The sequence below is a fragment of the Bacillus paralicheniformis genome (assembly GCF_001042485.2).
Classification (GTDB): Bacteria; Bacillota; Bacilli; order Bacillales; family Bacillaceae; genus Bacillus; species Bacillus paralicheniformis.
This window is the reverse complement of the sequence record NZ_LBMN02000036.1, coordinates 264,244-290,299: the sequence shown is the minus strand read 5'-3', so window position 1 is coordinate 290,299 and position 26,056 is coordinate 264,244. Positions and strand designations below refer to the sequence as shown.

General features: G+C 47.5%; 35 protein-coding genes and 1 pseudogene. 27 read left to right on the top strand and 9 right to left on the bottom strand.

The window, feature by feature from the left end:
* Positions 1 to 156: 156 nt before the first annotated feature.
* Positions 157 to 531, top strand: coding sequence for an antibiotic biosynthesis monooxygenase family protein (locus ACH97_RS20470; protein WP_031304988.1), 375 nt, complete (start codon positions 157 to 159; stop codon positions 529 to 531).
* Positions 528 to 1,499, top strand: a complete 972-nt coding sequence (locus tag ACH97_RS20465) for a bifunctional GNAT family N-acetyltransferase/GrpB family protein (protein WP_023855945.1) — start codon at positions 528 to 530, stop codon at positions 1,497 to 1,499. The genes ACH97_RS20470 and ACH97_RS20465 overlap by 4 nt, the downstream gene beginning before the upstream one ends.
* A 14-nt stretch (positions 1,500 to 1,513) precedes the next feature.
* On the opposite strand, the gene ACH97_RS20460 is transcribed toward ACH97_RS20465, so the two are convergent.
* Complete coding sequence (locus tag ACH97_RS20460; protein ID WP_023855944.1) at positions 1,514 to 1,711, bottom strand: CDGSH iron-sulfur domain-containing protein; 198 nt, start codon at positions 1,709 to 1,711, stop codon at positions 1,514 to 1,516.
* Positions 1,712 to 1,820: 109 nt separating this feature from the next.
* On the opposite strand from ACH97_RS20460, the gene ACH97_RS20455 reads away from it, so the two are divergent.
* Complete coding sequence (locus ACH97_RS20455; protein ID WP_020452052.1) at positions 1,821 to 2,144, top strand: iron-sulfur cluster biosynthesis family protein; 324 nt, start codon at positions 1,821 to 1,823, stop codon at positions 2,142 to 2,144.
* A 13-nt stretch (positions 2,145 to 2,157) separates the two neighbouring features.
* Positions 2,158 to 2,397, top strand: a complete 240-nt coding sequence (locus tag ACH97_RS20450) for a YqkC family protein (protein ID WP_003183211.1) — start codon at positions 2,158 to 2,160, stop codon at positions 2,395 to 2,397.
* Between the two features lie 22 nt (positions 2,398 to 2,419).
* Here the strand turns inward: ACH97_RS20450 and ACH97_RS20445 are convergent, their stop codons facing one another.
* The gene (locus tag ACH97_RS20445; RefSeq protein ID WP_023855943.1) at positions 2,420 to 3,349 is read right to left on the bottom strand and encodes an alpha/beta hydrolase; all 930 of its coding nucleotides are present in this window, start codon (positions 3,347 to 3,349) and stop codon (positions 2,420 to 2,422) included.
* A gap of 156 nt (positions 3,350 to 3,505) precedes the next feature.
* Between ACH97_RS20445 and ACH97_RS20440 the strand changes: the two genes are divergently transcribed.
* The gene (locus ACH97_RS20440) at positions 3,506 to 3,739 is read left to right on the top strand and encodes a YqkE family protein (protein WP_023855942.1); all 234 of its coding nucleotides are present in this window, start codon (positions 3,506 to 3,508) and stop codon (positions 3,737 to 3,739) included.
* A gap of 41 nt (positions 3,740 to 3,780) precedes the next feature.
* Here the strand turns inward: ACH97_RS20440 and ACH97_RS20435 are convergent, their stop codons facing one another.
* From ACH97_RS20435 to mciZ, 4 genes and pseudogenes are all read right to left on the bottom strand, one after another.
* A complete protein-coding gene (locus tag ACH97_RS20435) occupies positions 3,781 to 4,701 on the bottom strand; it encodes an aldo/keto reductase (RefSeq protein ID WP_048350202.1) in 921 nt (306 codons plus the stop codon).
* A 73-nt stretch (positions 4,702 to 4,774) separates the two neighbouring features.
* Entirely contained in the window at positions 4,775 to 5,122 is a 348-nt protein-coding gene (locus ACH97_RS20430; protein ID WP_043054593.1) for a DoxX family protein, read from the bottom strand.
* Positions 5,123 to 5,127: 5 nt separating this feature from the next.
* The gene (locus tag ACH97_RS20425; protein ID WP_043054376.1) at positions 5,128 to 5,733 is read right to left on the bottom strand and encodes a TetR/AcrR family transcriptional regulator; all 606 of its coding nucleotides are present in this window, start codon (positions 5,731 to 5,733) and stop codon (positions 5,128 to 5,130) included.
* A 100-nt stretch (positions 5,734 to 5,833) separates the two neighbouring features.
* Positions 5,834 to 5,950 (bottom strand): annotated as a pseudogene (gene mciZ, locus ACH97_RS23235) (Z-ring formation inhibitor MciZ); the annotation flags it as partial.
* A 76-nt stretch (positions 5,951 to 6,026) separates the two neighbouring features.
* Here mciZ and ACH97_RS20420 point away from each other — a divergent pair.
* Genes ACH97_RS20420 through ACH97_RS20410 form a run of 3 tightly spaced genes read left to right on the top strand, consistent with a single transcriptional unit; the run spans position 6,027 to position 8,217 of the window.
* Complete coding sequence (locus ACH97_RS20420; protein ID WP_026579348.1) at positions 6,027 to 6,584, top strand: NUDIX hydrolase; 558 nt, start codon at positions 6,027 to 6,029, stop codon at positions 6,582 to 6,584.
* Complete coding sequence (locus tag ACH97_RS20415; protein WP_043054375.1) at positions 6,581 to 7,744, top strand: TIGR00375 family protein; 1,164 nt, start codon at positions 6,581 to 6,583, stop codon at positions 7,742 to 7,744. The genes ACH97_RS20420 and ACH97_RS20415 overlap by 4 nt, the downstream gene beginning before the upstream one ends.
* Positions 7,745 to 7,764: 20 nt before the next feature.
* Positions 7,765 to 8,217 (top strand): GNAT family N-acetyltransferase, encoded by a 453-nt coding sequence (locus ACH97_RS20410; protein ID WP_023855935.1) that lies wholly within the window; start codon positions 7,765 to 7,767, stop codon positions 8,215 to 8,217.
* 272 nt (positions 8,218 to 8,489) lie between these two features.
* Here ACH97_RS20410 and ACH97_RS20405 read toward each other — a convergent pair whose 3' ends face one another.
* The 3 genes from ACH97_RS20405 to ACH97_RS20395 form a co-directional block, all read right to left on the bottom strand.
* The gene (locus ACH97_RS20405) at positions 8,490 to 9,050 is read right to left on the bottom strand and encodes a GNAT family N-acetyltransferase (protein ID WP_039072810.1); all 561 of its coding nucleotides are present in this window, start codon (positions 9,048 to 9,050) and stop codon (positions 8,490 to 8,492) included.
* A gap of 24 nt (positions 9,051 to 9,074) precedes the next feature.
* Complete coding sequence (locus tag ACH97_RS20400) at positions 9,075 to 9,617, bottom strand: GNAT family N-acetyltransferase (RefSeq protein WP_043054374.1); 543 nt, start codon at positions 9,615 to 9,617, stop codon at positions 9,075 to 9,077.
* A gap of 147 nt (positions 9,618 to 9,764) precedes the next feature.
* Complete coding sequence (locus tag ACH97_RS20395) at positions 9,765 to 11,240, bottom strand: NCS1 family nucleobase:cation symporter-1 (protein ID WP_025811208.1); 1,476 nt, start codon at positions 11,238 to 11,240, stop codon at positions 9,765 to 9,767.
* Between the two features lie 265 nt (positions 11,241 to 11,505).
* On the opposite strand from ACH97_RS20395, the gene ACH97_RS20390 reads away from it, so the two are divergent.
* From ACH97_RS20390 to ACH97_RS20300, 19 genes are all read left to right on the top strand, one after another.
* The gene (locus ACH97_RS20390) at positions 11,506 to 11,805 is read left to right on the top strand and encodes a PTS sugar transporter subunit IIB (RefSeq protein WP_048350200.1); all 300 of its coding nucleotides are present in this window, start codon (positions 11,506 to 11,508) and stop codon (positions 11,803 to 11,805) included.
* Between the two features lie 18 nt (positions 11,806 to 11,823).
* On the top strand, positions 11,824 to 13,170 hold the full coding sequence (locus ACH97_RS20385) for a PTS sugar transporter subunit IIC (RefSeq protein WP_043054373.1): 1,347 nt from the start codon (positions 11,824 to 11,826) through the stop codon (positions 13,168 to 13,170).
* Between the two features lie 112 nt (positions 13,171 to 13,282).
* On the top strand, positions 13,283 to 13,939 hold the full coding sequence (gene spoIIM, locus ACH97_RS20380) for a stage II sporulation protein M (RefSeq protein ID WP_026579353.1): 657 nt from the start codon (positions 13,283 to 13,285) through the stop codon (positions 13,937 to 13,939).
* A gap of 118 nt (positions 13,940 to 14,057) precedes the next feature.
* Positions 14,058 to 14,507: a ferric iron uptake transcriptional regulator gene (gene fur / locus ACH97_RS20375; protein WP_003183178.1), complete on the top strand. Its 450-nt coding sequence runs from the start codon at positions 14,058 to 14,060 to the stop codon at positions 14,505 to 14,507.
* 120 nt (positions 14,508 to 14,627) lie between these two features.
* Positions 14,628 to 14,852, top strand: coding sequence for a YqzK family protein (locus ACH97_RS20370; protein WP_023855929.1), 225 nt, complete (start codon positions 14,628 to 14,630; stop codon positions 14,850 to 14,852).
* Positions 14,853 to 14,858: 6 nt separating this feature from the next.
* Positions 14,859 to 15,749 carry a site-specific tyrosine recombinase XerD gene (gene xerD / locus ACH97_RS20365; protein WP_023855928.1) on the top strand — a complete coding sequence of 297 codons (891 nt, stop codon included), beginning with the start codon at positions 14,859 to 14,861 and terminating at the stop codon, positions 15,747 to 15,749.
* 193 nt (positions 15,750 to 15,942) lie between these two features.
* Complete coding sequence (deoB, locus tag ACH97_RS20360; protein ID WP_043054372.1) at positions 15,943 to 17,127, top strand: phosphopentomutase; 1,185 nt, start codon at positions 15,943 to 15,945, stop codon at positions 17,125 to 17,127.
* A 20-nt stretch (positions 17,128 to 17,147) separates the two neighbouring features.
* On the top strand, positions 17,148 to 17,954 hold the full coding sequence (locus ACH97_RS20355; protein WP_031304985.1) for a purine-nucleoside phosphorylase: 807 nt from the start codon (positions 17,148 to 17,150) through the stop codon (positions 17,952 to 17,954).
* Positions 17,955 to 18,111: 157 nt separating this feature from the next.
* Positions 18,112 to 19,284, top strand: a complete 1,173-nt coding sequence (locus ACH97_RS20350; protein ID WP_020452034.1) for a D-alanyl-D-alanine carboxypeptidase family protein — start codon at positions 18,112 to 18,114, stop codon at positions 19,282 to 19,284.
* A gap of 93 nt (positions 19,285 to 19,377) precedes the next feature.
* A complete protein-coding gene (gene spoIIAA, locus ACH97_RS20345) occupies positions 19,378 to 19,731 on the top strand; it encodes an anti-sigma F factor antagonist (protein ID WP_020452033.1) in 354 nt (117 codons plus the stop codon).
* On the top strand, positions 19,728 to 20,168 hold the full coding sequence (spoIIAB, locus tag ACH97_RS20340; protein WP_048350199.1) for an anti-sigma F factor: 441 nt from the start codon (positions 19,728 to 19,730) through the stop codon (positions 20,166 to 20,168). The genes spoIIAA and spoIIAB overlap by 4 nt, the downstream gene beginning before the upstream one ends.
* Positions 20,169 to 20,180: 12 nt before the next feature.
* Positions 20,181 to 20,948 (top strand): RNA polymerase sporulation sigma factor SigF, encoded by a 768-nt coding sequence (sigF, locus tag ACH97_RS20335; RefSeq protein WP_020452031.1) that lies wholly within the window; start codon positions 20,181 to 20,183, stop codon positions 20,946 to 20,948.
* 153 nt (positions 20,949 to 21,101) lie between these two features.
* Positions 21,102 to 21,722, top strand: coding sequence for a stage V sporulation protein AA (locus ACH97_RS20330; RefSeq protein WP_020452030.1), 621 nt, complete (start codon positions 21,102 to 21,104; stop codon positions 21,720 to 21,722).
* Positions 21,712 to 22,137 carry a stage V sporulation protein AB gene (locus ACH97_RS20325; protein WP_025811211.1) on the top strand — a complete coding sequence of 142 codons (426 nt, stop codon included), beginning with the start codon at positions 21,712 to 21,714 and terminating at the stop codon, positions 22,135 to 22,137. Before ACH97_RS20330 ends, ACH97_RS20325 begins: the two co-directional genes overlap by 11 nt.
* A gap of 13 nt (positions 22,138 to 22,150) precedes the next feature.
* Positions 22,151 to 22,600 (top strand): stage V sporulation protein AC, encoded by a 450-nt coding sequence (spoVAC, locus tag ACH97_RS20320; RefSeq protein ID WP_023857501.1) that lies wholly within the window; start codon positions 22,151 to 22,153, stop codon positions 22,598 to 22,600.
* A 12-nt stretch (positions 22,601 to 22,612) separates the two neighbouring features.
* The gene (gene spoVAD, locus ACH97_RS20315) at positions 22,613 to 23,632 is read left to right on the top strand and encodes a stage V sporulation protein AD (protein ID WP_043054371.1); all 1,020 of its coding nucleotides are present in this window, start codon (positions 22,613 to 22,615) and stop codon (positions 23,630 to 23,632) included.
* A 1-nt stretch (position 23,633) separates the two neighbouring features.
* Entirely contained in the window at positions 23,634 to 23,984 is a 351-nt protein-coding gene (spoVAE, locus tag ACH97_RS20310; RefSeq protein ID WP_020452026.1) for a stage V sporulation protein AE, read from the top strand.
* 6 nt (positions 23,985 to 23,990) lie between these two features.
* Positions 23,991 to 24,593: a stage V sporulation protein SpoVABEA gene (gene spoVAEA / locus ACH97_RS20305; RefSeq protein ID WP_043054370.1), complete on the top strand. Its 603-nt coding sequence runs from the start codon at positions 23,991 to 23,993 to the stop codon at positions 24,591 to 24,593.
* Positions 24,553 to 26,025 carry a spore germination protein gene (locus ACH97_RS20300; RefSeq protein WP_020452024.1) on the top strand — a complete coding sequence of 491 codons (1,473 nt, stop codon included), beginning with the start codon at positions 24,553 to 24,555 and terminating at the stop codon, positions 26,023 to 26,025. Before spoVAEA ends, ACH97_RS20300 begins: the two co-directional genes overlap by 41 nt.
* Positions 26,026 to 26,056: the final 31 nt, after the last annotated feature.

The following is a 26,056-nucleotide window of genomic DNA, read 5'->3' as shown; positions in this document are numbered from 1 at the left end:
GCTCTCATGTGCAGTTTTTTTCCGACTGCAAAGCGGTCCGCTGCATATCAACAAAGTGTTGATTGCTTATCAGCGGAAAACGGGATTTTCGTAAAAAAAAGACGTTTCGAATGATGACAGACCGGATCAGGATCAAGTCCTGTTTACCAAAGGGGGATGAACATGATTTCAAAAACGCCGGAGCCGCCGTATTACGCAGTGATTTTCACATCGGTCAGAACGAACGGGGATCATGGCTACAAAGAGACGGCTGCGAACATGCTAAAGCTTGCCGCAGCACAGCCAGGCTTTTTAGGAGCAGAAAGCGCAAGGGACATGAACGGAAAAGGAATAACGGTTTCCTATTGGGAAAGCCTTGAGGCGATTGAAAAATGGAAGTTTCACAGCGAACACCGGCAGGCGAAGGAAAAAGGCCGAACAAAATGGTATTCTGACTTTGCCGTGCGGGTTGCAAAAGTTGAAGCCGCAAGGATTTCGGAGCGGCCCGGCCGGCCCCCGTCAGATGGCACCGGCGGGGAGAAAATGCAATGATTCAATTGTTAAATCATAAAGACCCGCACACGGCCCGCTGCATTGTAAATGTTCAAAGGCCGGCTTATGAAAAAGAAGCGGAGATTATTCAATTTCAGGGCATTCCGCAGCTGAATGAAACAGCTTTTGATGTGATGGATTCCCGTGAAACTTTCATCGGCTGGTTTGAGGGAGGAGAATTAGCCGGAATCGCTTCCTTTATACATACAGCCGAAAAGCTGACGATCTGCAGGCTGGCCGTTCATCCCGTCCATTTTCGAAAAGGGATTGCGATGGCATTGCTTCGTTATCTGTTGATGGAGAAGGAAGCCGAAGCGTTTGAAGTGACGACGGGAGCGGAGAATGAACCGGCAAAAGCGCTATATCAGAAATTGGGATTTTCCGAGATTGAGCAGTATGAACCTGAAAAAGGAATTGTTCTTTCAAGACTGACGCTGAATGCGCCGAGAAAGGTTAAAGTCGTCTCCTATCAAGAGGAGTGGAAGGGCGAATTTTTCAAAGAAAAAAAGCAGCTTGAAGCGCTTTTCCAGAATGAAGTCTTGCATATTCACCACATTGGAAGCACGTCAATTCCGGGGATGAGCGCCAAGCCTGTCATTGATATCCTGATCGAAGTAAACGATCTCGGCTCCGCAGCCCGCTTCGAAAAGGGGATGAAAATGCTCGGCTATGAATCGAAGGGGGAAAACGGAATTCCGGGGAGAAGGTTCTTTCAAAAAGGAGGACGGAAGCGTACACACCATGTCCATCTGTATGAAAGCGGGCATCCCGATATCAGGCGGCATCTCGCGTTTCGGGATTATTTAATCTCGCATCCGGAGCGGGCCGAAGAATATGCTGCTCTGAAGATGAAGCTGGCGGAGATGTTTCCGCTTGACATGGCAGGCTATGTTGACGGCAAAAACGGCTGGATAAAAGAGACTGAGCACTTGGCTGAACAATGGGAAAAGGGAGGGGAGGACCGGTAAAGCCCCCTCCTGTTTCAGGCTCTGACACAAGATTCAAACGTTCCTTTGTGGCTTCCGTCACAGTAAGGCATTTTCAGCGATTTTCCGCATCTGCAGAGCGAAAAAGCGGGTTTTTCAGGGAACGGGTTTCCTTCCATATCGATCAGTTCGACGTCTCCCGTGACCCGGAAACCGCCGTTGTCCATCACTTTAATCTGCACTTTTTTGGGCATCATTCCACCTCCGAATCCCTTCATATTTATGCCTGACAGTCGGAAACGATGCGCTTTTTCCCGCTCCTGTGGTACAATGTCCGTAAACGAAATAGAGAAGGATGATATCATGCAGCTTGAAATCACTGCACAGGCAAAACAAGCCATTCAACGGGCAACAGAGCCTTATCCTGATAAAAAGATCCAGCTTCGCTATGATTCCGAGGGCTGCGGATGCGCGGTCAGCGGCGTGCCGGTTCTGTGGCTGACGGACGAATTATCGGGAAGTTGCGAGCCCCTTGAGACAAACGGGCTTCCGATTTATATTCAGTCATCGCAAAAAGTCTTTTTTGATGAAGCGATGACCATCGACTATTATGAGAAAGCGGGTGCCTTGATGCTGAAAAGTCCGGCACAGGTGCTTTCTCCCAGAATGAGTATTTTAGTGAAATAGGGTGGCGTTCGATTTGAATCAAAAGGTAAAATCTTTAAAACAAACCGCTCAAAATAAAACATGGGCGTCCTTTTTACATCAAAATCATCCGTATACACTCCTTCATTGGTCAATCGGAGGGACAGAGTCCGTCAAAAAGGATGTCTGGCTTCTTCAGGATGAAATGACTTTTGAAACAAAGGAATTCGATACAATTGAGACGGCCATCTCTTGGATCGGCGATCATATGAGCGACATTACGGATATTTTGTAGCACAAAAGAAGGCGGACGAGACTTATGCTCGTTCGCCTTCTTTACGCCGATTTGTGATCTCTTGAAGAAAGTCCCGCACCGTGTTTTTGTAGCTGGTTCTGTTTTGGGTATAGCTCATCGCGTGCGCACCTTTTTCAGCGATATAAAGCCTTTTCTCCCCCGGCTTCTTCTCGTAAAGCATTTCGCTCGATTCAGGCGGGATATAGTCGTCTTGTTTGCTGTGAATGAACAGCACCGGTTTTTTGATCTTCCCGACGACGGATAAAGGGGAGACATCACCGATGCGGTAGCCGTCCCGCCATCTCAAAAAGAGGCTGGCAAGCGGCAAAATGAAAGCTCCCGGAAGATGAAAATCTTCTTTCAGCCGGTAAACGAGCTGATCCTCAAATGTGGCAAACGGACAGTCGGCCACGTAAAAATCAGCGTCGGCATCGTCCATTCCCGCATAAAGAAGCGTCGTGACAGCGCCCATCGATTCGCCGTGAATGCCGATCAGCGCGTGTTCGCCGTGTTTTTCCCGAAGCCAATGGACAACCGTTTTCAAATCGTTTTTTTCATAATATCCGTAGCTCGTTGTTTTTCCGCCGCTTGTGCCGTGCCTCCGGTGGTCATATATGACGGCGTTCCAGCCGAGATCAAGAAACAGATTCATATATTTGATCGAATTCAACAGATTCATCGTCACCCCGTGGCAGATAATCACGGTGTTTTTCGTTTTGTGCGGATGGACGTAGTATCCTTTAATATTGTAGCCGTAAGAAGAAGGGAGGTTGATTTCTTCTTTCGGGAGAGCGGCAAAAGCTTTTTCGTCATAATGGCCGTCAGCCGTTTCCCGCTCGATAATGTATTCGTCTGTCCGTTTTTTAATGTACATGATTTGATTCGTAAAATAGATTCCGAGCGCGGCAATAAACAGCAAAACCGCCCCGATAGCAGCCAGCCAAATCAACATCTGATGTATTCTTCCTTTCTTAAATGCTTCTCACTTTATCATACCACACAACGATTGGCATTTGCCGAGAGAGACGGCTCTCCGAGTGACGGCTTGCCTGAACTTTTAGATTCCTGATAAACTATCATCACAAACAGGGAGAACGGAGGACAGGATATGGGAAAGAAAAAACAAGACCCAAATGCCCGGCAGCTGCTGAAAGATGCACTCGCCGACGATTTGAAAGATAAACTTCAGCAAATGAAGAGCGAATTGAAAGAGGAGGACGAAAAAAGAAAAGAGCGTGAGAAAGAGCGGCTCATCAAGGAAAGACAAGAAAGGGAAAAAAATAAAAGCTTTGAAGAGCTCCTCAACGAAAGCGGAATTGACGACTGGAAGAAGTATAAGTAAGAAAGCCCCGTCTGATCAAGAGACGGGGCTTTCTTATTGCTTTATTCGCGATGTGCAGTGTACACTCCGCGTTTTGTATAAAAGCGGAGTGCTTTGATTTCCTGTTCTGTCAGACCGCGTCCGCCGACAGATTCAACGTTTTCCTGAAGCTGGGAGATTTTGCTCGCTCCGGGGATGACCGCTCCGACAGCCGGCTGGGCGAGAATATACTTCATCGCGGTTTCGGTCGCGGATAAATCAGGCGCCGTTTTTTCAATGTCCGCTTTTGTTTTAACGAGTTCATCGTAGGAATACGATAAATAGCCGTTTTTCTTGATCGCGGCGTTTGCATCTGACAGAGGTTTTTCTGTCAGAATCCCTTTTGCCAAAGGTCCTCTTGCAATCACGCTGATTCCATGTTCTTCAAGGAGAGAAAGCCATTCCTCAGGCCGTCTGTCCAACAAGCTGTATTGCATCATGACCGTGACGATGTTTGATTTTTTGATGTATTCCTTAATGACGTTCGGCCGAATTGAAGAAATGCCGTAATGGCGGATGACGCCTTCCTGTTTTAATTCTTCAAAAGCTTCGATCGTTTCGTCGATATTGTCTTCAATCGTGCCGCCGTGCAGCTGATAAAGATCGATGTAGTCGGTTTGCAGCCGCTTTAAGCTGTGCTTGACGGCTTCTTTTATGTACGCTTTCCGGGGATCCCAGAACCAGCCCGGTTTTCCTTCCTCCCAGCGGTTTCCTGCTTTTGTCGCAAGGATCACGTCTTGGCGCCTTGATTTGATCGCTTCACCGACAATCTCTTCGTTGCGTCCAAAATCGTACAAGTCGGCAGTATCCAAATAATTGATGCCTAGCGCCAAAGCTTCATCCAAAATTGACACTGCGTGCTTTTTGTCTGTTCCGAGAGACATGCAGCCGAGGCCGACTTCACTCACCTGTAAATCGGAATGTCCGAGCGTCCTTTTTTTCATAAGCTTCACTCCTTTTTTTCTTACTTTGAACGTAATACAAAGGAGCGAAGTTTTCAACCCATCGGCATCGGAATCAGAAGCACAGCTCGAAGATGATCACGCTTAGGGCGCAAATCAAACAAACTGCGGCAGGGATTGCCGTAAAAAAAGGCTGCCGCGCCCGGAATAGGTGGGCATGAATGGCGCCTGTCATAAGCAGGGAGAACAACAGTCCCGAGCCGACAGCCAGATGCACATTCCAAATCCCGGCGATCATGCCGAGCGCTCCGGCGATTTCAAGAAATCCTGTCACTGAAAGAAACCACAGCGGGTATTGATAATGGCGCCAATGTTCCACTTGAAAAGGAACGTGCATCGCCTTGATTACGCCTCCGGTCAGCATAAATGCCGCCAATCCTGCTTTTACGAAAATAAATGCCACCATGTTCACTCCGTTTCTGGATGTTGCGGATTAACGAGCATCCCGTGGATCAAAAGATCCGTGATTTGTTTTGCGAGACTTGAGGGGTCTTTTGATCCGTCAAGCAAATAGATATCGGCAAGGTGCTCAATCATGCCTGTCAGGCATTCGGCAACGGTCTCCATTTCCAGGCCGGACCGGAAGTAGCCAAGCTCCTGCTCTGCTTTCAAGTTTTCTTTCAAGGCCAGTGTTAAATCTTTTTTCATTTCATATGCTTCCGGGCTGAGAAAAAAACCGATGCGGGTCAAATCCGGGTCCTCTGCCAAAAACCGAAATACAGCCTCTACAGCAGCCGTTACCCGTTTTGATACGTGTTTTTTCTCGATTCCTTCTTCTAAACGAAACGATTCGATCAGATTTTTTAAGTTCGCGTGAAAGCCATTGATCAGCTCGTTATAGATGGCGTCTTTGCTTGGAAAGTATAAGTAGAAAGACGGCTGCGTCAGCCCCGCTCTTTTGACAATCGTACTTACTTTCGTCTCATGGAAACCCCGGTTTGCAAATTCGTTTGCAGCAACTGTGAGCAGCCGCTTCCGGCTTTCTTTACCTTTGCGTCCTTTTTCATTTCCCACATCCATCCGCCTCCAAAATAATACTTTCAAGTAATGTTACTAAAAAGTATTATTTCATGCGATCCTTCTTGATGTCAATCAAAATCATTCGATTTTCTTTTTCAGAAAGCCAGTCTTTCACATAGTGATACATTCGTCCGTATTCCTTCAGCTTGGCGCGGATTTCCCATGCTTTCCCCGACATGACGATGCGGTTGTTCAGCCGGTAGACCTTCATGGCGCGTCCCCCTTCCATGGTGTATGATAAAATGTATGGGATCAAAAGCCAGAGCAGAACTTAGGAGATGATCAAACTGAAGCATTTAGAGGAGAAAACCATATCTAAAGAAAAACTTTTTTCGGGCAAGGTGATCGATCTTTATCTTGAAGACGTCGAACTGCCGAATGGTAAAACGGGAAAGCGCGAAATCGTGAAGCATCCGGGCGCTGTTGCGGTGCTTGCTTTGACTGATAAAGGAAACATCATTTTGGTGAAGCAGTACAGAAAAGCGCTTGAACGGACGATCGTTGAAATACCGGCAGGCAAGCTTGAAAAAGGAGAGAAACCTGAATATACCGCGCTGCGGGAGCTTGAGGAAGAGACGGGATACACGGCGGCAAAGCTGGAGAAAATCACCGCTTTTTACACATCGCCGGGCTTTGCGGACGAATTGGTGCACCTGTATCTTGCCGAAGAGCTGACACCGCTTGAAGAAAAGCGCGAACTTGATGAAGACGAATTTGTAGAAGTAATGGAGGTGCCGCTTACAGGTGCGCTGAAATTGATGGAAACTCAGGACATCTATGATGCGAAAACGGCTTATGCCGTGCAGTATCTGGAGCTGAGAAAGGCCCTGCAAGCAAAAAAATGAAAGAAATATTCGCAGACATGCATATCCATATCGGGCGGACGGAATCAGGCCGGCCCGTTAAGATAACGGCTGCCAGAACGCTTACGCTCGACGAAATTTTGATTGAAGCAAGCGAGCATAAAGGAATGGAACTGATCGGCATTATAGATTGTCATTCACCGGAGGTGCTGGCGGAAATTGAAAAAGGGGTGTCTTCAGGCCGTTATACAGAGCTTGCAGACGGCGGAATCAAATATAAAGATACCGTGCTTCTGTGCGGGTCTGAATTGGAAATCAATGATGACAGATGCCGGGGCCCGATTCATGTGCTGGCATTTATGCCGTCGATCTCCGCAATGAAGCAGTTTTCCGCCTGGCTCTCGGAAAGGGTGACGAATATCCATCTGAGCTCCCAGCGTATCTATGAGACAGGCATCGGCCTTCAGTGGAAGGTGAAAGAGCTCGGCGGCTTGTTCATTCCCGCGCACATTTTTACGCCGCATAAGAGCCTGTATGGCAAAGGAGTCAAATTTTCGCTGCAAGAAGTGCTTGACCCGAAGATGATTGATGCGGTTGAACTCGGGCTGAGCAGCGACACCGATATGGCTTCACACGTATCCGAACTGAATCCCTATGCATTTTTGACCAATTCGGACGCCCATTCTCTTGGGAAAATCGGCAGGGAGTATAATAAGCTACACATTAAACATGCCAGCTTTCAAGAGTTTTCACTTGCTTTAAGAGGACAAGAAGGGCGCTGCATTGCCGCCAATTACGGAATGAATCCGCAGTTGGGCAAATATTTTCAAACCGCTTGTGAAACATGCGGCCGTTTGCAGGAGGCAGGTGAAACGGTGTGTAAAGCGTGCGGAAGCCGAAAGTTTACAAAAGGCGTCAGCACACGTCTAATGGAGCTTTACGATCAGGATAAAAGCCCGGTCAAGCGCCCGCCGTACGTTCACCAGGTTCCGCTGCAGCTGATCCCCGGCATCGGTCCGAAAACGATTCAGAAGCTGAAAGATGCTTTCGGCACTGAGATGAATATCCTTCACCGGGTAAAAGAAGGCGAACTAAAAGAAACCATTCGTCCGCAGACGGCTGATCTCGTGATCAAAGCAAGGAACGGGGATTTAGAGCTGAAAGCCGGAGGCGGTGGAACCTATGGAAAAGTGCAGAGCTGAAGGGGGCTTTGGAAAAAGGGATGGAGTGGAAACTAAAATCGTATGAGGAATTGTCGAAGGAAGAGTTGTACCGCATCATCAAGCTTAGAATAGACGTCTTTATCGTTGAACAAAACTGTCCGTATCATGAGCTTGATCACTTAGATGAGCGGGCACACCATTTATTTCTGAGCCAAGAAGGAGAGATCGCTGCGTATTGCAGGCTGTTCCCGAGCGGTACGGCTTACCCGGAGGCATCAATCGGCCGGGTGATCGTCCGTAAAGAGGACAGGGGAAAGGGATATGCGCAGACGCTTCTTGATCAAGCGCTCCGCTTTTTGGAAGACGAGCGGGGGGAGAAAAGGGTCAAGATCAGCGCCCAGAATCATTTGCGTTCCTTTTACGGCTCCTTCGGATTTAAAGCAATATCAGACGTCTATATGGAGGACGGCATTCCGCATGTGGATATGATCAAAACGGCAGAAACCGTATGACTTGCGTTCAGAACCCCGCCTTTCTATAATAATAAGATAAAAATTTGACAGGAGAGTGGGGAACATGGCCAAAAGCAAGGCAAGGAAAAAGCGTGAGCACATGTTGAGAAGCACAGGCAGAGATGCCGCCGCATCAAGAGGCAAGGCGCCTGAATTCAGCACGCACGTCAGAAAAACGAAAAGCAGGCGGGAAGAGCTTGCAAAGCTGCATATGAAACATAAACGAAAGAACCCTTATGATTTGCTTCATGAAGATCATAAGGGTTCTTTTTTTAGAAGATGCGCGAATACATGCATGTGTCCCGATGTTCGCTTAAATCATTCGAAAGGTCATCGCTTTGTAAAACGGCTTCCAGCTGAAAGCCGAGGCGCTCCGCCATTTTTCTGCTTTTCGTGTTCATGCTGTCACAGCATATCTCAAGCCGCTTGGCTTTGATGTGTCCCCTCGCGAAATCAATCAGTCCGTTAAGTGCTTCGGTCATGTACCCCTGTCCGGCAAATTCAGAACTGCGCCAATAGCCGATTTCAAACCGTTTCGCTTGCCAGTTCATACGGTGAAGGCCTGTGCTGCCGACGAATTTCCCCGTTTCTTTATGGAAAATATGCATCCGTAAATCGTTGCGCAAAATAAAATCGGCCTGTGCCTGCCTGACGTTGATTTCTACATGTTCTTCCTCGGGCATTTCCCTTGCAAACGGCATCCACGGCTTGAGCTCAGGCAACGATTTTCGAATGGCGTCATGGACGGCCGCGCCGTCGCCTGCCCTTGGCGCTCTGACAAAAAGGCGCGGGGTTTCAAAACTGTCCGGAAAATCGAGCAGTATCGGATTCATCCAGGTTCCCTCCAGATATTCTTTCTATTTTCGATTGTGCCATCTTCCCATCACAATCGTGTTGTTATATGTTCCGTCAGAAAGCCGCTTGTCTTTTTTTAAAATCCCTTCTATTTTAAAGCCATGCTTTTGATACAGGGCAGAAGCCCTCTCATTTGTTTCCGACACGCGCAGGGTCATTTTTTGAATGCCTGCGGCATCAGCCCAAACAATCGATTCGTTTAAAAGGCGTTTTCCAATGCCGTATCCCCAAAATTCTTTCAATACGCATACGCCAAACTCCACTTGATGAGAGAAGCGTTTTAAATCCTGTCCGGCACATCTTGAAAAGCCGACAATCCTGTTTCGAGCGACCGCCACTAAAAACAAGCATCGGTCATGTTCGCTGTCTCTTTTGATCAGCTCTCTAAAACCCGCTTCATCAATAAAACCTTCACCCTTTTCCCTGTCCAAATATTCGGTTTCTCCATCGATCTGTACCCTTACAGCAGATAATTCCTTTGCATCTTGTTGGACAGCTGGCCTGACGATGTAGCTCAGCCCTTTACCATCAAAGCGTTTGTTCATGAGATACTCCAATCATTTTTTATATCCATTAGTCTATCACATTCCTTAGCTCGAATTTGTTTAAAATGACTGAATATAACAAAAAATGGATCGCAAATGGCGTTTCGCGGTCCTTGAGCCGGTTCGGCCGTTACCTTGAGCCCGTGCTTATACATTGCTTTCGGCAGCATAGTCAGCGGTTTTATCTCTAAGGACGCCGGGTGGATGGATGCGCATCAAAAAGATGTATGCGGCAAATGCGAGCAGCACACCTGAAAACCATGAAATATCATAGAGGGGTTTCAGGGCCGGCAAGTATGTCCCGATCAAAGACATAAACGCTCCGAGTCCAACTGCGGCAAATGCGCGGTAATTGTAGCCTTTATAGTACGTATACCTCCCGGTTAGAGAGTAGAGATCTTCGATGTGAAGCGTGCGCTTCCGGATGATAAAATAATCGGCAAGCATAACGCCTGCGACCGGCCCCAATATTCCGCCGATTGTGCCGAGAAACGAAAACACGCTCGCTTCATTCTCCATCAGCTTCCATGGGAAAGTGAACAGGGCCAAAACAGCTGTCAAATAGCTGCCTCGCTTAAAATCGATATATTTCGGCAAAAAATTGGCCAGGTCATAGGCTGGCGAGACAATATTCGCTGCAACGTTTACCGAAATGGCGGCGATGCAAAGCGTAATGACCGAAAGCGCGATCACATACGGGTTGTCAAAATGGGCGAGAATATCGACAACATCCCAAATCGGCTCCCCGAAGGCAGCCTGTGAGCCGGAGGTGACGGTAATGCTTGCAAATGCAAACAGAACGAATGTGCCCGGCAAACCGTAAAACTGCCCTCTGATTTGTTCTTTTTGAGAGGCTGCAAACCTCGTAAAATCGGGAATGTTCAAAATGAGTGTCGCCCATATGCCGATAATTCCCGTCACACCGGCAAGAAACGGCCAAATCAATTCGCCGAATGACTGAAATTTTCCCGGCTGCGAATAAATCGGACCGAGTCCTCCCGCAATATCGACTGCCCACCACACCATTCCGCCAAAGACGAGATAAACGAGCGGGCCGGCCCAGACTTCAAACTTTCTGATCGACTCCATTCCGTGGTGAAGGACAAGCAGATGAATTCCCCAAAAGAAAGCAAATGACAAAAGCCCTGATAAATGCAATCCAAACAAGTTCCAATCGCCGCCGATGTCTTTCCAGCCGCTCCACACATTTAAGATCAGGATGTTAAGCGCCATGCTTCCCGCAAACGCTTGAATGCCGAACCACATAATCGCCACAAAACCTCTGAGAAGCGCCGGAATATTAGCCCCGTATATCCCGAAAGAAGCCCTGATTAACACGGGAAAAGGCACGCCATATTTTGTGCCGGCATGTCCATTCAATGCGAGGGCTGCATAGAGCACGACCGAAGCGACAGCGATAATCCCAAGCACCTGCCACGGAGAAAGCCCGATCGCTATCAGTCCGCCAACCGTTGCGTAAGTCGGGATGTTATGGATGCAGCCCATCCAGATCGATGCGAAATTGACCGCTTTCCATGTGCGTTCCTCAGGCTTTAGAGGCTGCAGGTCGCTGTTTGAGAGTGTACGGTCTGATTGAACTTTTTCATATTGGACAGATTTCATATAATCCCTCCGCTTATTTTTAAGGAAAAATATAACTTATTATTCTGAAAAATTCATTAGATAAACTAAACAAATGTTTCAAGGCGTTTGTTGAGGTTGACTAAACGAGCCGTTTGAAACCGTTATAAAAATATTGATTTTTATGAAACAGTTGTCTATCTCGGTCATAGGATAAAAGACCAGGTTGAAATATTACTCCGCATTGTAATGAAAGCGTTTTCTGATCGGCGGGGAAAAAGGTGAAACTGAAGGGGGTTAACAAATAATGAAGAAAATTTTATTGGTTTGCGCGGCCGGCATGTCAACGAGCCTGCTTGTCAGCAGAATGAAAAAGCATGCCGAGGCGCTGAACGAAGAGGTCGACATCATCGCACTGCCTGTATCCGAAGCCGGGACTGCCGCGTCAAGCGCGGACGTCGTATTGCTGGGGCCGCAAGTCAGGTACCAAAAGTCACAGGTTGAGGCGAGCACGGGAGACACGCCGGTTCAGGTGATCGACATGCGCGACTACGGCACCATGAACGGCGAAGCTGTGTTGCAAAAAGCGCTGCAGCTGATGAAATAAAAAGGAGGGGAGACAGGGATGAGCGGGTTTATGGAGAAGTTTGAGCGGAACGTGGAACGGTTTTTGGTTCCCGTTGCTGCAAAACTGAACTCACAGCGCCATATATGTGCGATCAGAGATGCTTTTATTCTATCATTTCCGATTATTATGGCAGGGTCGATTATCATTTTATTGAATTTCGCTATTTTATCTCCGGACGGGTTTATCGCCAAAATTTTGTTCCTTGAAAAGATATTTCCGAACTTGGCTGATTATCAGTCGGTCTTTACCCCCGTACTGCGGGGATCGCTCGATATTATGTCCATATTTGTCGTGTTTCTCGTCGCACGCAATTTAGCCATCTCAATGAAAGCGGATGAACTGCTTGCCGGATTAACGGCCGTATCCTGTTATTTTATCATTTATTCACCGTACCGCCTGATCGAAAACGAGAGCTTTTTAACGACGAAGTGGCTCGGTGCGCAAGGGCTGTTCGTTGCCTTAATCATCGGGATCCTCGTCGGTGAAGTGTTCAGCAGGCTTTCAAATGCCAAGCGCCTGCAAATTCATATGCCTCCGCAGGTGCCGCCTGCGGTTGCCCGGACATTTAAAGTGCTGTTTCCGATCATCTTCATTACGATTGGCTTTGCGATGTTAAGCTTTGCGCTATTGTCTCTGTCGAAAAACGGTTTGCATGAATTGGTGTATACCGTGCTGCAGGCGCCGTTGAGAGAGATGGGAACGAATATTTTCACTGTTGTTTTCCTTGGAATCGTCGCCAACTTTTTATGGCTGTTCGGCATTCACGGCCCGAATACAATCGCGGCGATCAGAGAAACGATCTTTGCCGAAGCAAACCTTGAAAATCTCGCTTTTGCCGCCAAAACAGGCTCTGCCTGGAACGCTCCGTTTCCTGAAACATGGGCGCTGAATGACGCCTTTGCAAACTACGGGGGATCGGGCATGACGCTGGGGCTTTTGATCGCAATATTCATCGCTTCAAAGCGCCGGGATTATAAAGACATCGGTAAGCTTTCGATCGGGCCGGGGATATTTAACATTAATGAACCTGTTATTTTCGGACTTCCGGTCGTGCTCAATCCAATCTTCATGATTCCCTTTATCATCGTTCCGGCAGTCAACACTGTCATCGGCTACTTGTTCATCAAGTTTCAGCTGATTCCACCGATCGCATACGCTGTTCCGTGGACAACGCCCGGGCCGTTGATTCCGTTTCTCGGGACAGGAGGAAACTGGCTTGCGCTCGGGGTCGGCTTTCTTTGCCTCGCCATTTCAACAGTGATTTATCTGCCGTTTGTAATGGCTGCCAACAAGACTGTGAATACGGACAGGGAGCATTCTTCGGAAAACAGGGAGGAATCATAACGTGATCAAGGCGCCTTTTACGGGCGCCTGTCTTTTTTCAAAAAAAGTCATGCGGCTCTCTTTTCTCTCATACAATCTATTAAAATCAAAAGCACGTCTGGGAGGAAGATACATGCGGAAGCCCACAATCAAAGAGCTCATCTTTCAACATATGAAGGATCATCTGTCAATCTATTTATTTGTTTCAGTACTGTTTTTAATGGGTGTGATTTTCGGCGCGGTCATCGTCAACAGCATGACGATCGGTCAAAAAGAAGATTTGTTCTACTATTTGAATCGATTTTTTGGACAGCTTTCCGAAGGAAAAGCAGCCAGCTCAAAGGAAATGTTTTTGCAGAGCTTTCTTCATAATATGAAATATTTAGGCTTAATGTGGATTCTCGGGATTTCCATCATCGGCTTGCCCGTTATTTTTATCATGGTCTTCTTAAAAGGGATCGTCGTCGGATTTACAGTCGGCTTTCTCGTCAATCAAATGGGAATCAACGGCTTTTTCCTGTCTTTTGTCTCCGTGCTCCCGCAAAATATGCTGCTGATCCCGGCTTACTTGATCATGGGGACTTGCGCCATCGCCTTTTCGATGAGGCTCATCCGCCAGCTTTTTGTCAAACGCAGCCTTGCAGAAGCGCCTGTCCATTGGTTTGGCCGGTACGCTTTTGTGCTCGTCCTGATTCTCGCGATGTCTCTTATATCCTCTTCCTTTGAAGCATATCTTTCACCGGTGTTGATGGAAAAGCTGACGGAGTACGTCTTGCCGAAACAGCATTAATTTATAATGATTATTAAAAAATATTCATTTTGTTTCTCAATTTATAATGATTATAGTTGGCTCCCTGCGCTTGTTTTGTTATAATAAGCTAGGTAATGCGGCGTAGGAGGGAAAGTCAATGGAAACACGTATTGATCGGATTAAAAAGCAACTGCATTCTTCCAGCTATAAACTCACCCCTCAGCGCGAGGCTACTGTAAGGGTGCTGCTTGAGAATGAGGAAGACCATTTAAGCGCAGAAGATGTATACCTCCTCGTAAAAGAGAAATCTCCTGAGATTGGTCTTGCGACAGTATATCGGACTCTTGAACTGTTAACTGAATTAAAAGTAGTGGATAAAATCAATTTTGGCGACGGTGTGTCAAGATATGACCTCCGTAAAGAAGGTGCCGCACATTTCCATCACCACCTTGTTTGCATGGAATGCGGTTCGGTTGTTGAAATTGAAGAAGATTTGCTTGAAGACGTGGAAGAAATCATTGAAAAGGATTGGAAATTTAAAATAAAAGACCACAGGCTGACGTTCCACGGCATCTGTCATGACTGTCAGCAAAAGGAATCGGAATAGTCTAAACCGGAGAGAACCCTTTCAGCCATGAGCGGGTTCTTTTTTGATTCAGACGTATAAAACTTGTCTCATTTGGCATAAGTTTTAGTAATCGAATCAAAAGAAGGGACCTGAAACCGTATGAAAATGCTGAAAACGGCTGCCGATATGATCAAGGTGTTCGTGCTGTTTACCGGTTTTACCGTCTTGTTTTATTATGCTATGATATGGATAAATTCAGAGTATGAAAACTATCATCGGTATGATAAACCTGAAGGAGCAGCCCTCAAGGTCGCCTCGATGGAAGGGGACGAGCAGGGCAGCTGGTTTAACCGGTTAATCTTTTTTTATTTGAACGGGGAGTAGGATAGCGTGAAAGTTCATATTAAAGACTTTATCCACTACGCCGTTGTTGAACGGGGGCTTTCCCACAACACGGTTGTGAGCTATGAACGGGATTTGAATAGCTACGCCGCCTATTTAGAGGAACAGGAGCAGCTGAGCTCTTTTGACCAGGTGACAAGGCTTACCATCATCCAGTTTTTAAAGCATTTAAAAGACGCCGGAAAATCCGGTAAGACGATTGCGAGGCATCTCGCTTCCATCCGCAGCTTTCACCAGTTTCTGCTGAGGGAAAAAGTAACAGCCCAGGACCCGTCCGTCCATATTGAGTCACAAAAAACGGAACGGACGCTCCCGAAGGTGCTGTCATTACAGGAAGTCGAAACGCTTCTGGATACGCCGAAGCTGACGGGGCCGTTCGGCTACCGCGATAAAGCGATGCTGGAATTACTGTATGCGACAGGAATCCGCGTCAGCGAGATGATCGCATTAAAGCTGTCCGATGTCCATTTATCGATGGGCTTTATCCGCTGCTTCGGGAAAGGAAGAAAGGAGCGGATCGTTCCGCTCGGCGAAGCGGCGTCACATGCGGTCGGCGAATATCTGTCAAAAGCGAGGGGAAAGCTTTTGAAAAAAAATTCCGAAGACGCCCTGTTTCTGAATCACCACGGCAGACAGATGAGCCGGCAGGGGTTTTGGAAAAATTTAAAGAAAATCGCCTTGGAAGCGGGAATTAATAAAGAGCTGACGCCGCATACACTGAGGCACTCATTCGCCACACACCTGCTCGAAAACGGAGCCGATCTCCGGGCCGTTCAGGAAATGCTCGGACACGCCGACATTTCGACGACGCAAATTTATACACATGTGACGAAAACAAGGCTGAAAGACGTATATAAGCAATACCATCCCCGTGCATAGCCTAAAAGAACAGGCGAAAGCACGGTTTTTCATGTTGAGTGTGCAGCAAATTGCGGGAAGTTTCTCACTATTCCCGTTCGTATTGTCAACTGTTGTGTAAACGGTTTATACTTGGCTAATAGCGGTATTTTGGTTTTTTTATGCCAAGCGTGACAGCCTACAGCTGACAGAAAGAAAAAAAGGAGGCCGACAAATGCCTGCATTTGATTACAACCGCGTATTTTTAATTGTGATGGATTCCGTTGGAATCGGCGAGGCGCCTGATGCCGATCAATTTAATGACAAAGGCGCAGATACATTGGGCCATATTGCCGAACACATGGGAGGCATCCGCCTGCCGAACATGTCGAAGCTCGGACTCAGCAACATCCGAGAAATCAAAGGTGTCGAAAAGGCAGAAGAGCCGCTTGCCTATTACGGCAAAATGAAAGAAGCCTCAAACGGAAAAGATACGATGACTGGTCATTGGGAGATAATGGGACTTTACATAGACAAACCTTTCCAGGTGTTTCCCGAAGGTTTTCCGGACGAATTGATCCATGAACTTGAACAGAAGTCCGGAAGAAAAGTGATTGGAAACAAACCTGCATCAGGCACTGCGATTTTGGATGAGCTCGGTGCGGAGCATATGGAAACTGGCGCGCTGATCGTCTACACCTCAGCGGACTCCGTTCTGCAGATTGCCGCACACGAAGAAGTCGTACCTCTCGAGGAATTGTACAAAATCTGCGAGATCGCGCGCGAGCTTACGCTTGACGAGAAATATATGGTCGGACGCGTCATTGCGAGGCCGTTTGTCGGCAAGCCGGGCGAATTTAAACGGACGCCGAACCGGCATGATTATGCGCTGAAGCCGTTTGACAGAACCGTAATGAATGAATTGAAAGATGACAGCTTTGATGTGATTGCGATCGGCAAAATCTCCGATATCTACGACGGCGAGGGCATTACGGAATCGCTTAGAACGAAATCGAATATGGACGGGATGGATAAGCTGGTGCAAACGCTTGACAAAGATTTTACAGGGATCAGCTTTGTAAACCTCGTGGACTTTGACGCGCTGTTCGGGCACCGCCGTGATCCTGAAGGTTACGGAAAAGCGCTCGAGGAATTCGACGCGCGCCTTCCCGAAGTATTTGAAAAGATGCGTGAAGACGATCTGCTCATCATTACCGCCGACCACGGCAATGATCCGGTTCACCATGGCACAGACCATACAAGGGAGTACGTGCCGCTTCTTGTATACAGCAAAAAGCACGAAAAGCCCGGTGCGCTTCCGCTCGCAGATACATTCGCGGACATCGGCGCGACGATTGCCGACAACTTTAAAACGAATATGCCAAAGTACGGAAAAAGCTTTTTATCCCTGCTGAAATAGGAGGAAACGACGTGAAACAGATGATTGCAAATGCCGCAGACTATATTAAAAGCAAAACAGAAATCAAACCGGCGGTCGGCCTGATTTTGGGATCGGGCCTTGGCGTGCTTGCTGATGAGATAAAAGACGCCGTTCGCATTAAATATGAAGACATCCCGGATTTTCCTGTTTCCACTGTTGAAGGGCATGCCGGACAGCTTGTCATCGGCAGACTTGAAAATGTGCAAGTCGTCGCGATGCAAGGGCGTTTTCATTTTTACGAAGGATATTCAATGGACAAGGTAACCTTCCCGGTACGTGTCATGAAAGAACTCGGGATCGAGACTTTAATTGTGACCAATGCCGCAGGCGGCGTCAATGAATCGTTCCGTCCCGGCGATTTGATGATCATATCCGATCATATCAATTATATGGGAACGAATCCGCTGATCGGGCCGAACGATTCCTCGCTGGGTGTCAGATTCCCTGACATGTCATCCGCATATGATAAGGAACTGCGCCTCTTGGCGAAAAAAACAGCCGAAGAATTGAACATCAGTGTACAAGAAGGGGTTTACACAGCCGTCACAGGACCTACATACGAAACGCCTGCCGAAGTGCGCTTCCTCAGAACGATCGGATCGGATGCTGTCGGCATGTCGACGGTTCCGGAAGTCATCGTGGCAAAACATGCGGGCCTTCGCGTGCTCGGCATTTCGTGTATATCAAACGCGGCAGCCGGAATCCTCGATCAGCCGCTCTCCCATGACGAAGTGATCGAAGTCACCGAAAAAGTAAAAGCCGACTTTTTGCGGTTTGTTAAAGCGGCCGTCGCCAAAATCGGCTAAAACCGCCGCGAAGTTGAAATGTGAGCCAATGCAAGTTCAAATAAGAACCTGCATTGGCTCTTTCTTTTTACCTGATGAGAAATTTTTTCCAATCAATCCGTATAAATCCAACTGAATTGGAAAAAATAGAGAGGATTACGAAATGGAGGTCTGGGTGATGAAACGTCATTTATCCAAATTGCTGATTTTTACGATAATCCTGATGACTGCGCCGCCGGCGTTTGCAAAAGAGAGCGAAAAGAAACCGTCGGAGCTTGCTGATGACGCAAAATCTGCCGTTTTAATCGAGCGGGATACCGGTAAGGTGATGTATGACAAGAACAGCCGTGAAAAGCTTCCCCCGGCCAGCATGACAAAAGTGATGACCATGCTGTTGATCATGGAAGCTCTTGATGAAGGCAAGATCAAAATGAAAGACAAAGTCAGAACAAGCGAGTATGCCGCTTCAATGGGGGGATCGCAAATTTTCCTTGAGCCCGGCGAAGAAATGACGGTTGAAGATATGCTGAAAGGGATCGCCATCGGATCGGGTAATGATGCCTCTGTGGCAATGGCAGAGCATATTGCCGGATCTGAAGAGGAATTTGTCAAAAGAATGAATGAAAAAGCCGCTGAGCTCGGCCTCAAGGATACATCTTTTCAAAATACGACAGGTCTGCCTGAAGAAGGCCATTACAGCACAGCCTATGACATGGCACTCATGGCGAAAGAGCTTTTAAAATATGAAAACATCACGAAATTTACGGGAACATATGAAGACTATCTGAGAGAAAACAGTGATAAAAAATTCTGGCTCGTCAACACAAACCGCCTCATCAAATTTTATCCCGGCGTTGACGGAGTCAAGACCGGCTTTACAAATGAAGCAAAGTACTGCCTGACAGCTTCAGCGAAAAAAGGAAACATGCGCGTCATCGCTGTCGTTTTTGGTGCCAGTACGCCAAAAGAACGAAATGCCCAAATCACAAAAATGCTTGATTTTGCATTCAGCCAATATGAAACGCATCCGATGTATAAACGCAATGAAATCATTTCCGATTTGAAGGTCAATAAAGGCCATGAGCAAAAAATAAACCTTGTCACATCGGAACCGATTTCCCTTTTGACGAAAAAAGGCGAAAATATCGAAGCTGTTAAAAAAGAAATCAAACAGAAGGAAGATATCCAGGCCCCTGTCAAAAAAGGCACAGAGCTTGGGACGCTCGTATTGAAAAAGGACGGAAAGGTTCTCGCTGAAAGCCCTCTTGTCGCGGAAAAAGACATGGATAAAGCAGGGATGTGGACGATGTTCAAGCGGACGATGACCCACTGGACGAAGTGGAGTGAATAATGCCGAACGGTCACTAGTTTTGTCACGGTGAAGGAATTTATAAAGTCTGAAGCGAAACACTCATTATCCGATTTAAACCAAGGAGGAATGAGGATGAGCCTCGGAATCGATATTCACGTCAAAGAATCCGTACTATGCATTCGGTTGACAGGTGAACTCGATCACCATACAGCAGAAACCTTGAGAAAACAAGTCAGTGACCATCTGGAACAATCCGGTATTCGCCATATTGTCATGAATCTTGCAGACCTTTCGTTTATGGACAGTTCAGGACTTGGCGTCGTGCTCGGCAGATATAAGGAGATTAAACAGCTCGGCGGAGAAATGATCGTCTGCGCCATTTCTCCTGCTGTTAAACGTTTATTTGATATGTCCGGGCTGTTTAAAATCATTCGCCTTGAGCAATCAGAGCAGCGTGCACTTGAAACGTTGGGGGTGGCGTCATGAAAAATGAAATGAATATCCAGTTCACGGCACTCAGCCAAAACGAATCGTTTGCACGGGTGACAGTCGCTGCTTTTATCGCTCAGCTCGACCCGACGATGGATGAACTGACCGAAATTAAAACGGTCGTATCCGAAGCGGTCACAAACGCGATCATACACGGTTATGAAAACTCAGGGCAGGGAGACGTATACATTTCCGTCACCCTTCATGATCATATCGTCTACTTAACGATTCGTGACGAAGGAGTCGGCATCCCTAATCTTGAGGAAGCGCGCCAGCCCCTGTTCACGACAAAGCCTGAACTCGAGCGGTCGGGAATGGGCTTTACGATCATGGAAAATTTCATGGATGATATCTCGATCGACTCCTCACCTGAGATGGGAACCACAATACACTTAACAAAGCACTTATCAAAAAGCAAAGCGCTTTGCAATTAAGGGAGATTTGTTATGGATGTGGAGGTTAAAAAAGAAAACCAGAACACTCAGCTTAAAGACCATGAAGTGAAAGAACTGATTAAAAACAGCCAGAACGGCGATCAAAAAGCAAGGGACCTCCTCATAGAAAAAAACATGCGTCTTGTTTGGTCAGTCGTTCAGCGTTTTTTGAACAGAGGCTATGAGCCTGATGACCTCTTTCAAATCGGCTGCATCGGCCTCTTGAAGTCGGTGGACAAATTCGATCTTTCCTATGACGTTCGGTTTTCCACCTACGCCGTCCCGATGATTATTGGCGAGATTCAGCGGTTTATCAGAGATGACGGAACCGTCAAAGTGAGCCGCTCGCTGAAAGAACTCGGCAACAAAATCCGGCGGGCAAAAGACGAGCTTTCCAAGTCAAACGGCCGGATTCCGACCGTTCAGGAAATCGCCGATTATCTCGAAATCAGTTCGGAAGAGGTCGTGATGGCCCAGGAAGCGGTCCGCTCTCCCTCATCCATTCATGAAACGGTTTACGAAAACGACGGAGACCCGATTACACTTCTGGATCAAATCGCCGATCAGTCGGAAGAGAAGTGGTTCGATAAAATCGCTTTGAAGGAAGCCATCAAGGATTTGGATGAACGGGAAAAGCTGATTGTTTATTTAAGGTATTACAAAGACAAGACGCAATCTGAAGTTGCCGACCGCCTCGGCATATCCCAGGTGCAAGTGTCGAGGCTTGAAAAAAAGATTTTAAAGCAAATCAAAAACCAGATGGATCAATTTGAAAGCTGAGGCTGCTCGGATGTCTAATGAAAAACCGGAACGCTCCAAAAAAGAGCGTTCCGGGTTTTTTTGTGGTAATTTATGGTCTTTTGCCGCTTGCTGAATGATAAATGGGATGTACTTCATACTACAACTATAACCATCATATAGGAAGTGACCCAGATGGAACGTCAAGTTTTTATCAGACTCCGCCACCGGCTTGAGGCCGATCCCGATGAATTGATTCTGCTCGGCCATATCGCACAGGTAGCGGGCGACCGCCGATACAAAGAAAAGCTTGAACGGCTGCCTATTTATCAGGTCAGCAAAGCGGATCAAAGCATGGTGGTGTTGGACGTGATGAAGGTGATCGAAGCTGTACATAAATCGTTTCCTGACCTTGACGTCCAAACCGTCGGCGGTTCTGAAACCATCGTGGAGATCCAATATCCGAAAAGGGGGCTGTCTCCCGTACTGTTCGTCGGCGTCTGGCTGCTCCTGTTCGTCGGTGCCGGCCTTGCTGTCATGAACTTTCATGAAGATGTCAGCATGAGGGACGTACACATCTTGCTTTACGAAATGGTGACGGGCAAGGAGAACCGCTATCCATACCTTTTGCAGATTCCGTACAGCATCGGTCTCGGTCTCGGCATGATTTTGTTTTTTAATCATTTATTTAAAAAACGGTTTAACGAGGAGCCGAGTCCTCTGGAGGTCGAGATGTTTAAATATCAGCTTGATTTGGACCATTATGTGGCCTTGCACGAAAACAAAGAAACGACAAAGGATATTCATGATCATTAGCGTGATCTTTATCATCTTTCTCGGACTCGCAGGAGGGATTGCGGTTGGATCTGGATTTGTCGCTTTTCTTACCGTGCTTGGCATTATCCCGAGACTGACTCAGCTGACGAAAACGCAAGGGTTTATCCAGGCGTATGAATGGGCTGTCATTCTGGGCGCGGTGTTCGGAGGATGGGAATCGCTGAACATGTCCCGCTTTTTTTTATCCAAATGGCTGCTTGTTCCGATCGGCCTTTTTGCGGGCGTTTTCATCGGAATGCTTGCAGCGGCGCTGACAGAAGTGTTGAACGTGCTTCCGATACTGGCGAAACGTATCGGTATGGGGGACAGGATTTTGATTCTTTTAATGGCCATTGTGTTCGGGAAGATCCTTGGCTCGATGTTTCAATGGCTCATTTTTGTTCATTTGTCATAAAAGGAGGAATATAATGTCAAATTTGAAAGATAATTACCAATCGAAAGTCAAAGCTTATCAGCCTACGCCGCCTTATGTCCTGAACTGTATCAAGGCTTTTCTTGTCGGCGGTCTGATCTGTACGATCGGCCAGGCTCTCCAGAATTTTTATATGGCCGTATTCCACTTTGATGAAAAAACAGCTGGAAACCCGACGGTTGCTACGCTCATCTTAATCTCCGCTCTGTTAACAGGCCTTGGCGTCTACGACAGAATCGGCCAGTTTGCCGGTGCTGGTTCCGCCGTTCCGGTTACAGGGTTTGCCAACAGTATGACGAGTGCAGCCCTTGAGCATAAAAGTGAAGGCTATGTCCTCGGCGTGGGGACAAACATGTTCAAGCTTGCCGGAAACGTCATCGTGTTCGGCGTTGTGGCCGCTTATATTGTGGGAATGATCCGCTTTGCCTTTGACAAGTTGTTTTAGGAGGAAAACATCATGAAATTAACAGGAAAACAAACATGGGAGTTCGAGAACCCGCTGTTTGTTAACTCAAGCGGAACAGCGGTCGGACCTAAAGAAAAAGAAGGTCCGCTTGGACACTTATTCGACAAAACCTATGATGAAATGCACTGCAACCAGAAAAACTGGGAGATGGCAGAGCGCAAGCTGATGGAGGATGCGGTTCAGACCGCGTTATCAAAACAAAATCTTAAAAAGGAAGACATCGATATCTTTTTGGCAGGCGATCTGCTCAACCAAAACGTGACAGCCAACTATGTGGCGAGGCATTTGAAAATTCCTTTTCTTTGCTTATTTGGAGCATGCTCGACATCAATGGAATCGATCGCGATCAGTTCGGCATTGATTGACGGAGGGTTCGCAAAGCGTGCCCTAGCGGCAACCAGCAGTCATAATGCTACTGCTGAAAGGCAGTTTCGCTACCCGACGGAATACGGCGGCCAAAAGCCGGGAACCGCTACATCCACAGTGACCGGAAGCGGAGCAGTCGTCCTCAGTCAGCAGCCCGGCGGCATCAAAATCAGCAGTGCAACCGTCGGAAGAGTTATCGACTTGGGGATTACCGATTCGCAGGATATGGGGTCGGCGATGGCCCCCGCTGCGGCGGATACGATCAAGCAGCATTTAGAGGATCTGGGACGCACCCCTGATGATTACGATCTGATTTTAACCGGCGACCTTTCAGGTGTCGGCAGCCCGATTTTAAAGGATTTGTTAAAAGAGGAAGGAATCAATGTCGGGACAAAACATAATGACTGCGGACTGATGATCTATACACCTGACCAGCAGGTTTTTGCAGGCGGAAGCGGATGTGCTTGTTCCGCTGTCGTCACCTTTGGCCACATTTTTAAAGAAATTGAAGCGGGAAGGCTGAACAGAGTGCTTGTTGTAGCGACAGGCGCCCTTTTAAGCCCGACGATCGTCCAGCAAAAAGAATCGATACCATGCATTGCCCATGGCGTCGTATTTGAACGGGCCGAAGGGGGGAACACTTAAGATGGAATATGTCATTGCTTTTATTGCAGGAGGATTGATTTGCGTCATCGGCCAGCTTTTGCTTGATATCTTTAAAATGACGCCGGCTCATGTCATGTCAACTTTTGTCGTATCAGGAGCGATCCTTGACGGTTTCGGCCTTTACGACCGTTTTATCGAATTTGCCGGTGCCGGGGCTACAGTCCCGATTGTCAGCTTCGGCCATTCTCTTTTGCACGGCGCGATGCACCAGGCTGAGGAACATGGCTTTATCGGAATCGGCATGGGGATATTCGAACTGACATCTGCCGGTGTATCTGCCGCTATCTTGTTTGCTTTTCTTGTTGCCGTGATTTTTAAACCGAAAGGATAAAGGATAATGCCAGCAAAACGCAAGGTCATTTTGGTCACAGACGGCGATATATACGCTGCAAAAGCAATCGAATATGCGGCAAGAAAAACGGGCGGCCGCTGTATTTCCCAATCGGCGGGGAATCCAAGCATTAAAACGGGACCGGAGCTTGTATCCATGATCCTAGAAACCCCTCATGATCCTGTATTCGTCATGTTTGATGATTCCGGACTTCAAGGCGAAGGACCGGGAGAGACAGCGATGAAATATGTAGCGATGCATGCCGATATCGAGGTGCTCGGGGTCATCGCCGTCGCTTCAAAAACTCATTATGCAGAGTGGACAAGGGTCGATGTATCAATCGATGCGGAAGGTGAACTGACGGAATTCGGCGTCGATAAACACGGGGTCAAAGAGCTCGATGTCAAACGAATGAACGGTGACACGGTCTATTGCCTTGATCAGCTGGATGTTCCGATCATTGTCGGAATCGGTGATATCGGTAAAATGAACAGAAAAGACGATGTGGAAAAAGGGTCGCCGATTACAATGAAAGCGGTCGAGCTCATTTTAGAAAGGAGCGGGTATCATGAGTGCTCAAAAGCAAGAGAAGACGAACGTATTCCTTGATCCTTCTAAGAATGAAGCGTATTTCAAGAAGCGGGTCGGCATGGGAGAAAGCTTTGACCTTGGCGTACGCAAGGTCTTTATCCTCGGCCATGAAGTTCAGCTTTATTATGTCAACGGGTTGTGCGACACCCAATACATCATTCACCTGTTAAGGGAACTGGTGCATCTCAATGATAAAGAAAAAGAGTCGGGCGAGGTCGAAGACATTGTCGAAAACAGGCTTTTGAACCAGCAGGTTTCAAAAGCAGAAACGCTTGATGAAGCGGTGGACCAAGTGCTGTCGGGACTGGTTGCCATCATCGTCGAAGATGCGGGATTTGCATTTATTATTGATGTCAGAAGCTATCCGGGCAGAACGCCGGAAGAGCCTGATACAGAAAAAGTCGTACGCGGTGCAAGAGACGGGCTCGTCGAGAACATCATCGTCAACACAGCCCTGATCAGACGCCGGATCAGAGATGAACGCCTGCGCTATAAAATGCTTCATATCGGTGAACGCTCCAAAACAGACATCTGCCTTTGCTATTTGGAAGATGTTGCAGATCCCGATCTTGTTGAAGTATTAAAAAAAGAAATTGAAAATGTGAAGATCGACGGACTGCCGATGTCGGATAAATCGGTAGAGGAATTCATTGTCGGCCAAGGCTTCAATCCGTTTCCGCTTGTCAGGTTTACGGAAAGGGCAGACGTAGCCGCAAGCCATATTTTAGAGGGGCATGTCATCGTGATCGTCGATACGTCGCCAAGCGTCATCATTACGCCGACGACCTTGTTTCACCATGTACAGCATGCTGAGGAATACAGACAGACACCGGCTGTTGGGACGTTTTTAAGGTGGGTGCGGTTTTTCGGTATTTTGGCCTCCACCTTTTTGCTGCCGCTTTGGCTATTGTTTGTCATTCAGCCGTCGCTCTTGCCTGATCATTTATCGTTTATCGGTTTAAACAAAGACACTCATATCCCGATTATCATGCAGATTTTCCTGGCGGATCTCGGCGTCGAATTTTTAAGAATGGCCGCCATTCATACGCCGACGGCGCTTTCGACTGCAATGGGCCTGATCGCTGCCGTATTGATCGGCGATATCGCGATCAATGTCGGCTTGTTTTCTCCCGAAGTCATTTTATACGTTTCCCTCTCGGCAATCGGAGCGTACACGACACCAAGCTACGAGCTGAGTCTGGCGAATAAAATGGTGAAGCTGTTTATGCTGATATTGGTGGCGCTTTTTAAAGTGGAGGGATTTGTCATCGGATTAACGATCTTAACTATAGTGATGACTTCGATCAGATCCTTGCGGACGCCTTACTTATGGCCTCTCCTCCCGTTCAACGGAAAAGCGTTTTGGCATGTTCTCGTGCGCACTTCCGTTCCCGGGGGAAAAGTCAGGCCGAGCATCGTTCATCCGCGAAACCGCTCCAGACAGCCGTGAAGACGGTATTCCAAGAGGCTTTTCCCCGGGG

Bases quoted from the DNA above. Each gene is read 5' to 3' on its own strand.
- ACH97_RS20470 (WP_031304988.1), top strand. From the start codon at position 157: ATGAACATGATTTCAAAAACGCCGGAGCCGCCGTATTACGCAGTGATT.
- ACH97_RS20350 (WP_020452034.1), top strand. From the start codon at position 18,112: ATGAAACGTCATTTATCCAAATTGCTGATTTTTACGATAATCCTGATG.
- ACH97_RS20400 (WP_043054374.1), bottom strand. From the start codon at position 9,617: ATGAACAAACGCTTTGATGGTAAAGGGCTGAGCTACATCGTCAGGCCA.
- ACH97_RS20440 (WP_023855942.1), top strand. From the start codon at position 3,506: ATGGGAAAGAAAAAACAAGACCCAAATGCCCGGCAGCTGCTGAAAGAT.
- sigF (WP_020452031.1), top strand. From the start codon at position 20,181: ATGGATGTGGAGGTTAAAAAAGAAAACCAGAACACTCAGCTTAAAGAC.
- ACH97_RS20445 (WP_023855943.1), bottom strand. From the start codon at position 3,349: ATGTTGATTTGGCTGGCTGCTATCGGGGCGGTTTTGCTGTTTATTGCC.
- ACH97_RS20390 (WP_048350200.1), top strand. From the start codon at position 11,506: ATGAAGAAAATTTTATTGGTTTGCGCGGCCGGCATGTCAACGAGCCTG.
- ACH97_RS20395 (WP_025811208.1), bottom strand. From the start codon at position 11,240: ATGAAATCTGTCCAATATGAAAAAGTTCAATCAGACCGTACACTCTCA.
- deoB (WP_043054372.1), top strand. From the start codon at position 15,943: ATGCCTGCATTTGATTACAACCGCGTATTTTTAATTGTGATGGATTCC.
- spoIIAA (WP_020452033.1), top strand. From the start codon at position 19,378: ATGAGCCTCGGAATCGATATTCACGTCAAAGAATCCGTACTATGCATT.
- ACH97_RS20410 (WP_023855935.1), top strand. From the start codon at position 7,765: ATGGAGTGGAAACTAAAATCGTATGAGGAATTGTCGAAGGAAGAGTTG.
- ACH97_RS20385 (WP_043054373.1), top strand. From the start codon at position 11,824: ATGAGCGGGTTTATGGAGAAGTTTGAGCGGAACGTGGAACGGTTTTTG.
- ACH97_RS20415 (WP_043054375.1), top strand. From the start codon at position 6,581: ATGAAAGAAATATTCGCAGACATGCATATCCATATCGGGCGGACGGAA.
- spoIIAB (WP_048350199.1), top strand. From the start codon at position 19,728: ATGAAAAATGAAATGAATATCCAGTTCACGGCACTCAGCCAAAACGAA.
- ACH97_RS20435 (WP_048350202.1), bottom strand. From the start codon at position 4,701: ATGAAAAAAAGGACGCTCGGACATTCCGATTTACAGGTGAGTGAAGTC.
- spoVAD (WP_043054371.1), top strand. From the start codon at position 22,613: ATGAAATTAACAGGAAAACAAACATGGGAGTTCGAGAACCCGCTGTTT.
- ACH97_RS20325 (WP_025811211.1), top strand. From the start codon at position 21,712: ATGATCATTAGCGTGATCTTTATCATCTTTCTCGGACTCGCAGGAGGG.
- spoVAE (WP_020452026.1), top strand. From the start codon at position 23,634: ATGGAATATGTCATTGCTTTTATTGCAGGAGGATTGATTTGCGTCATC.
- spoVAC (WP_023857501.1), top strand. From the start codon at position 22,151: ATGTCAAATTTGAAAGATAATTACCAATCGAAAGTCAAAGCTTATCAG.
- ACH97_RS20330 (WP_020452030.1), top strand. From the start codon at position 21,102: ATGGAACGTCAAGTTTTTATCAGACTCCGCCACCGGCTTGAGGCCGAT.
- ACH97_RS20460 (WP_023855944.1), bottom strand. From the start codon at position 1,711: ATGCCCAAAAAAGTGCAGATTAAAGTGATGGACAACGGCGGTTTCCGG.
- ACH97_RS20300 (WP_020452024.1), top strand. From the start codon at position 24,553: ATGAGTGCTCAAAAGCAAGAGAAGACGAACGTATTCCTTGATCCTTCT.
- ACH97_RS20455 (WP_020452052.1), top strand. From the start codon at position 1,821: ATGCAGCTTGAAATCACTGCACAGGCAAAACAAGCCATTCAACGGGCA.
- spoVAEA (WP_043054370.1), top strand. From the start codon at position 23,991: ATGCCAGCAAAACGCAAGGTCATTTTGGTCACAGACGGCGATATATAC.
- ACH97_RS20355 (WP_031304985.1), top strand. From the start codon at position 17,148: ATGATTGCAAATGCCGCAGACTATATTAAAAGCAAAACAGAAATCAAA.
- ACH97_RS20465 (WP_023855945.1), top strand. From the start codon at position 528: ATGATTCAATTGTTAAATCATAAAGACCCGCACACGGCCCGCTGCATT.
- ACH97_RS20370 (WP_023855929.1), top strand. From the start codon at position 14,628: ATGAAAATGCTGAAAACGGCTGCCGATATGATCAAGGTGTTCGTGCTG.
- fur (WP_003183178.1), top strand. From the start codon at position 14,058: ATGGAAACACGTATTGATCGGATTAAAAAGCAACTGCATTCTTCCAGC.
- ACH97_RS20405 (WP_039072810.1), bottom strand. From the start codon at position 9,050: ATGAATCCGATACTGCTCGATTTTCCGGACAGTTTTGAAACCCCGCGC.
- spoIIM (WP_026579353.1), top strand. From the start codon at position 13,283: ATGCGGAAGCCCACAATCAAAGAGCTCATCTTTCAACATATGAAGGAT.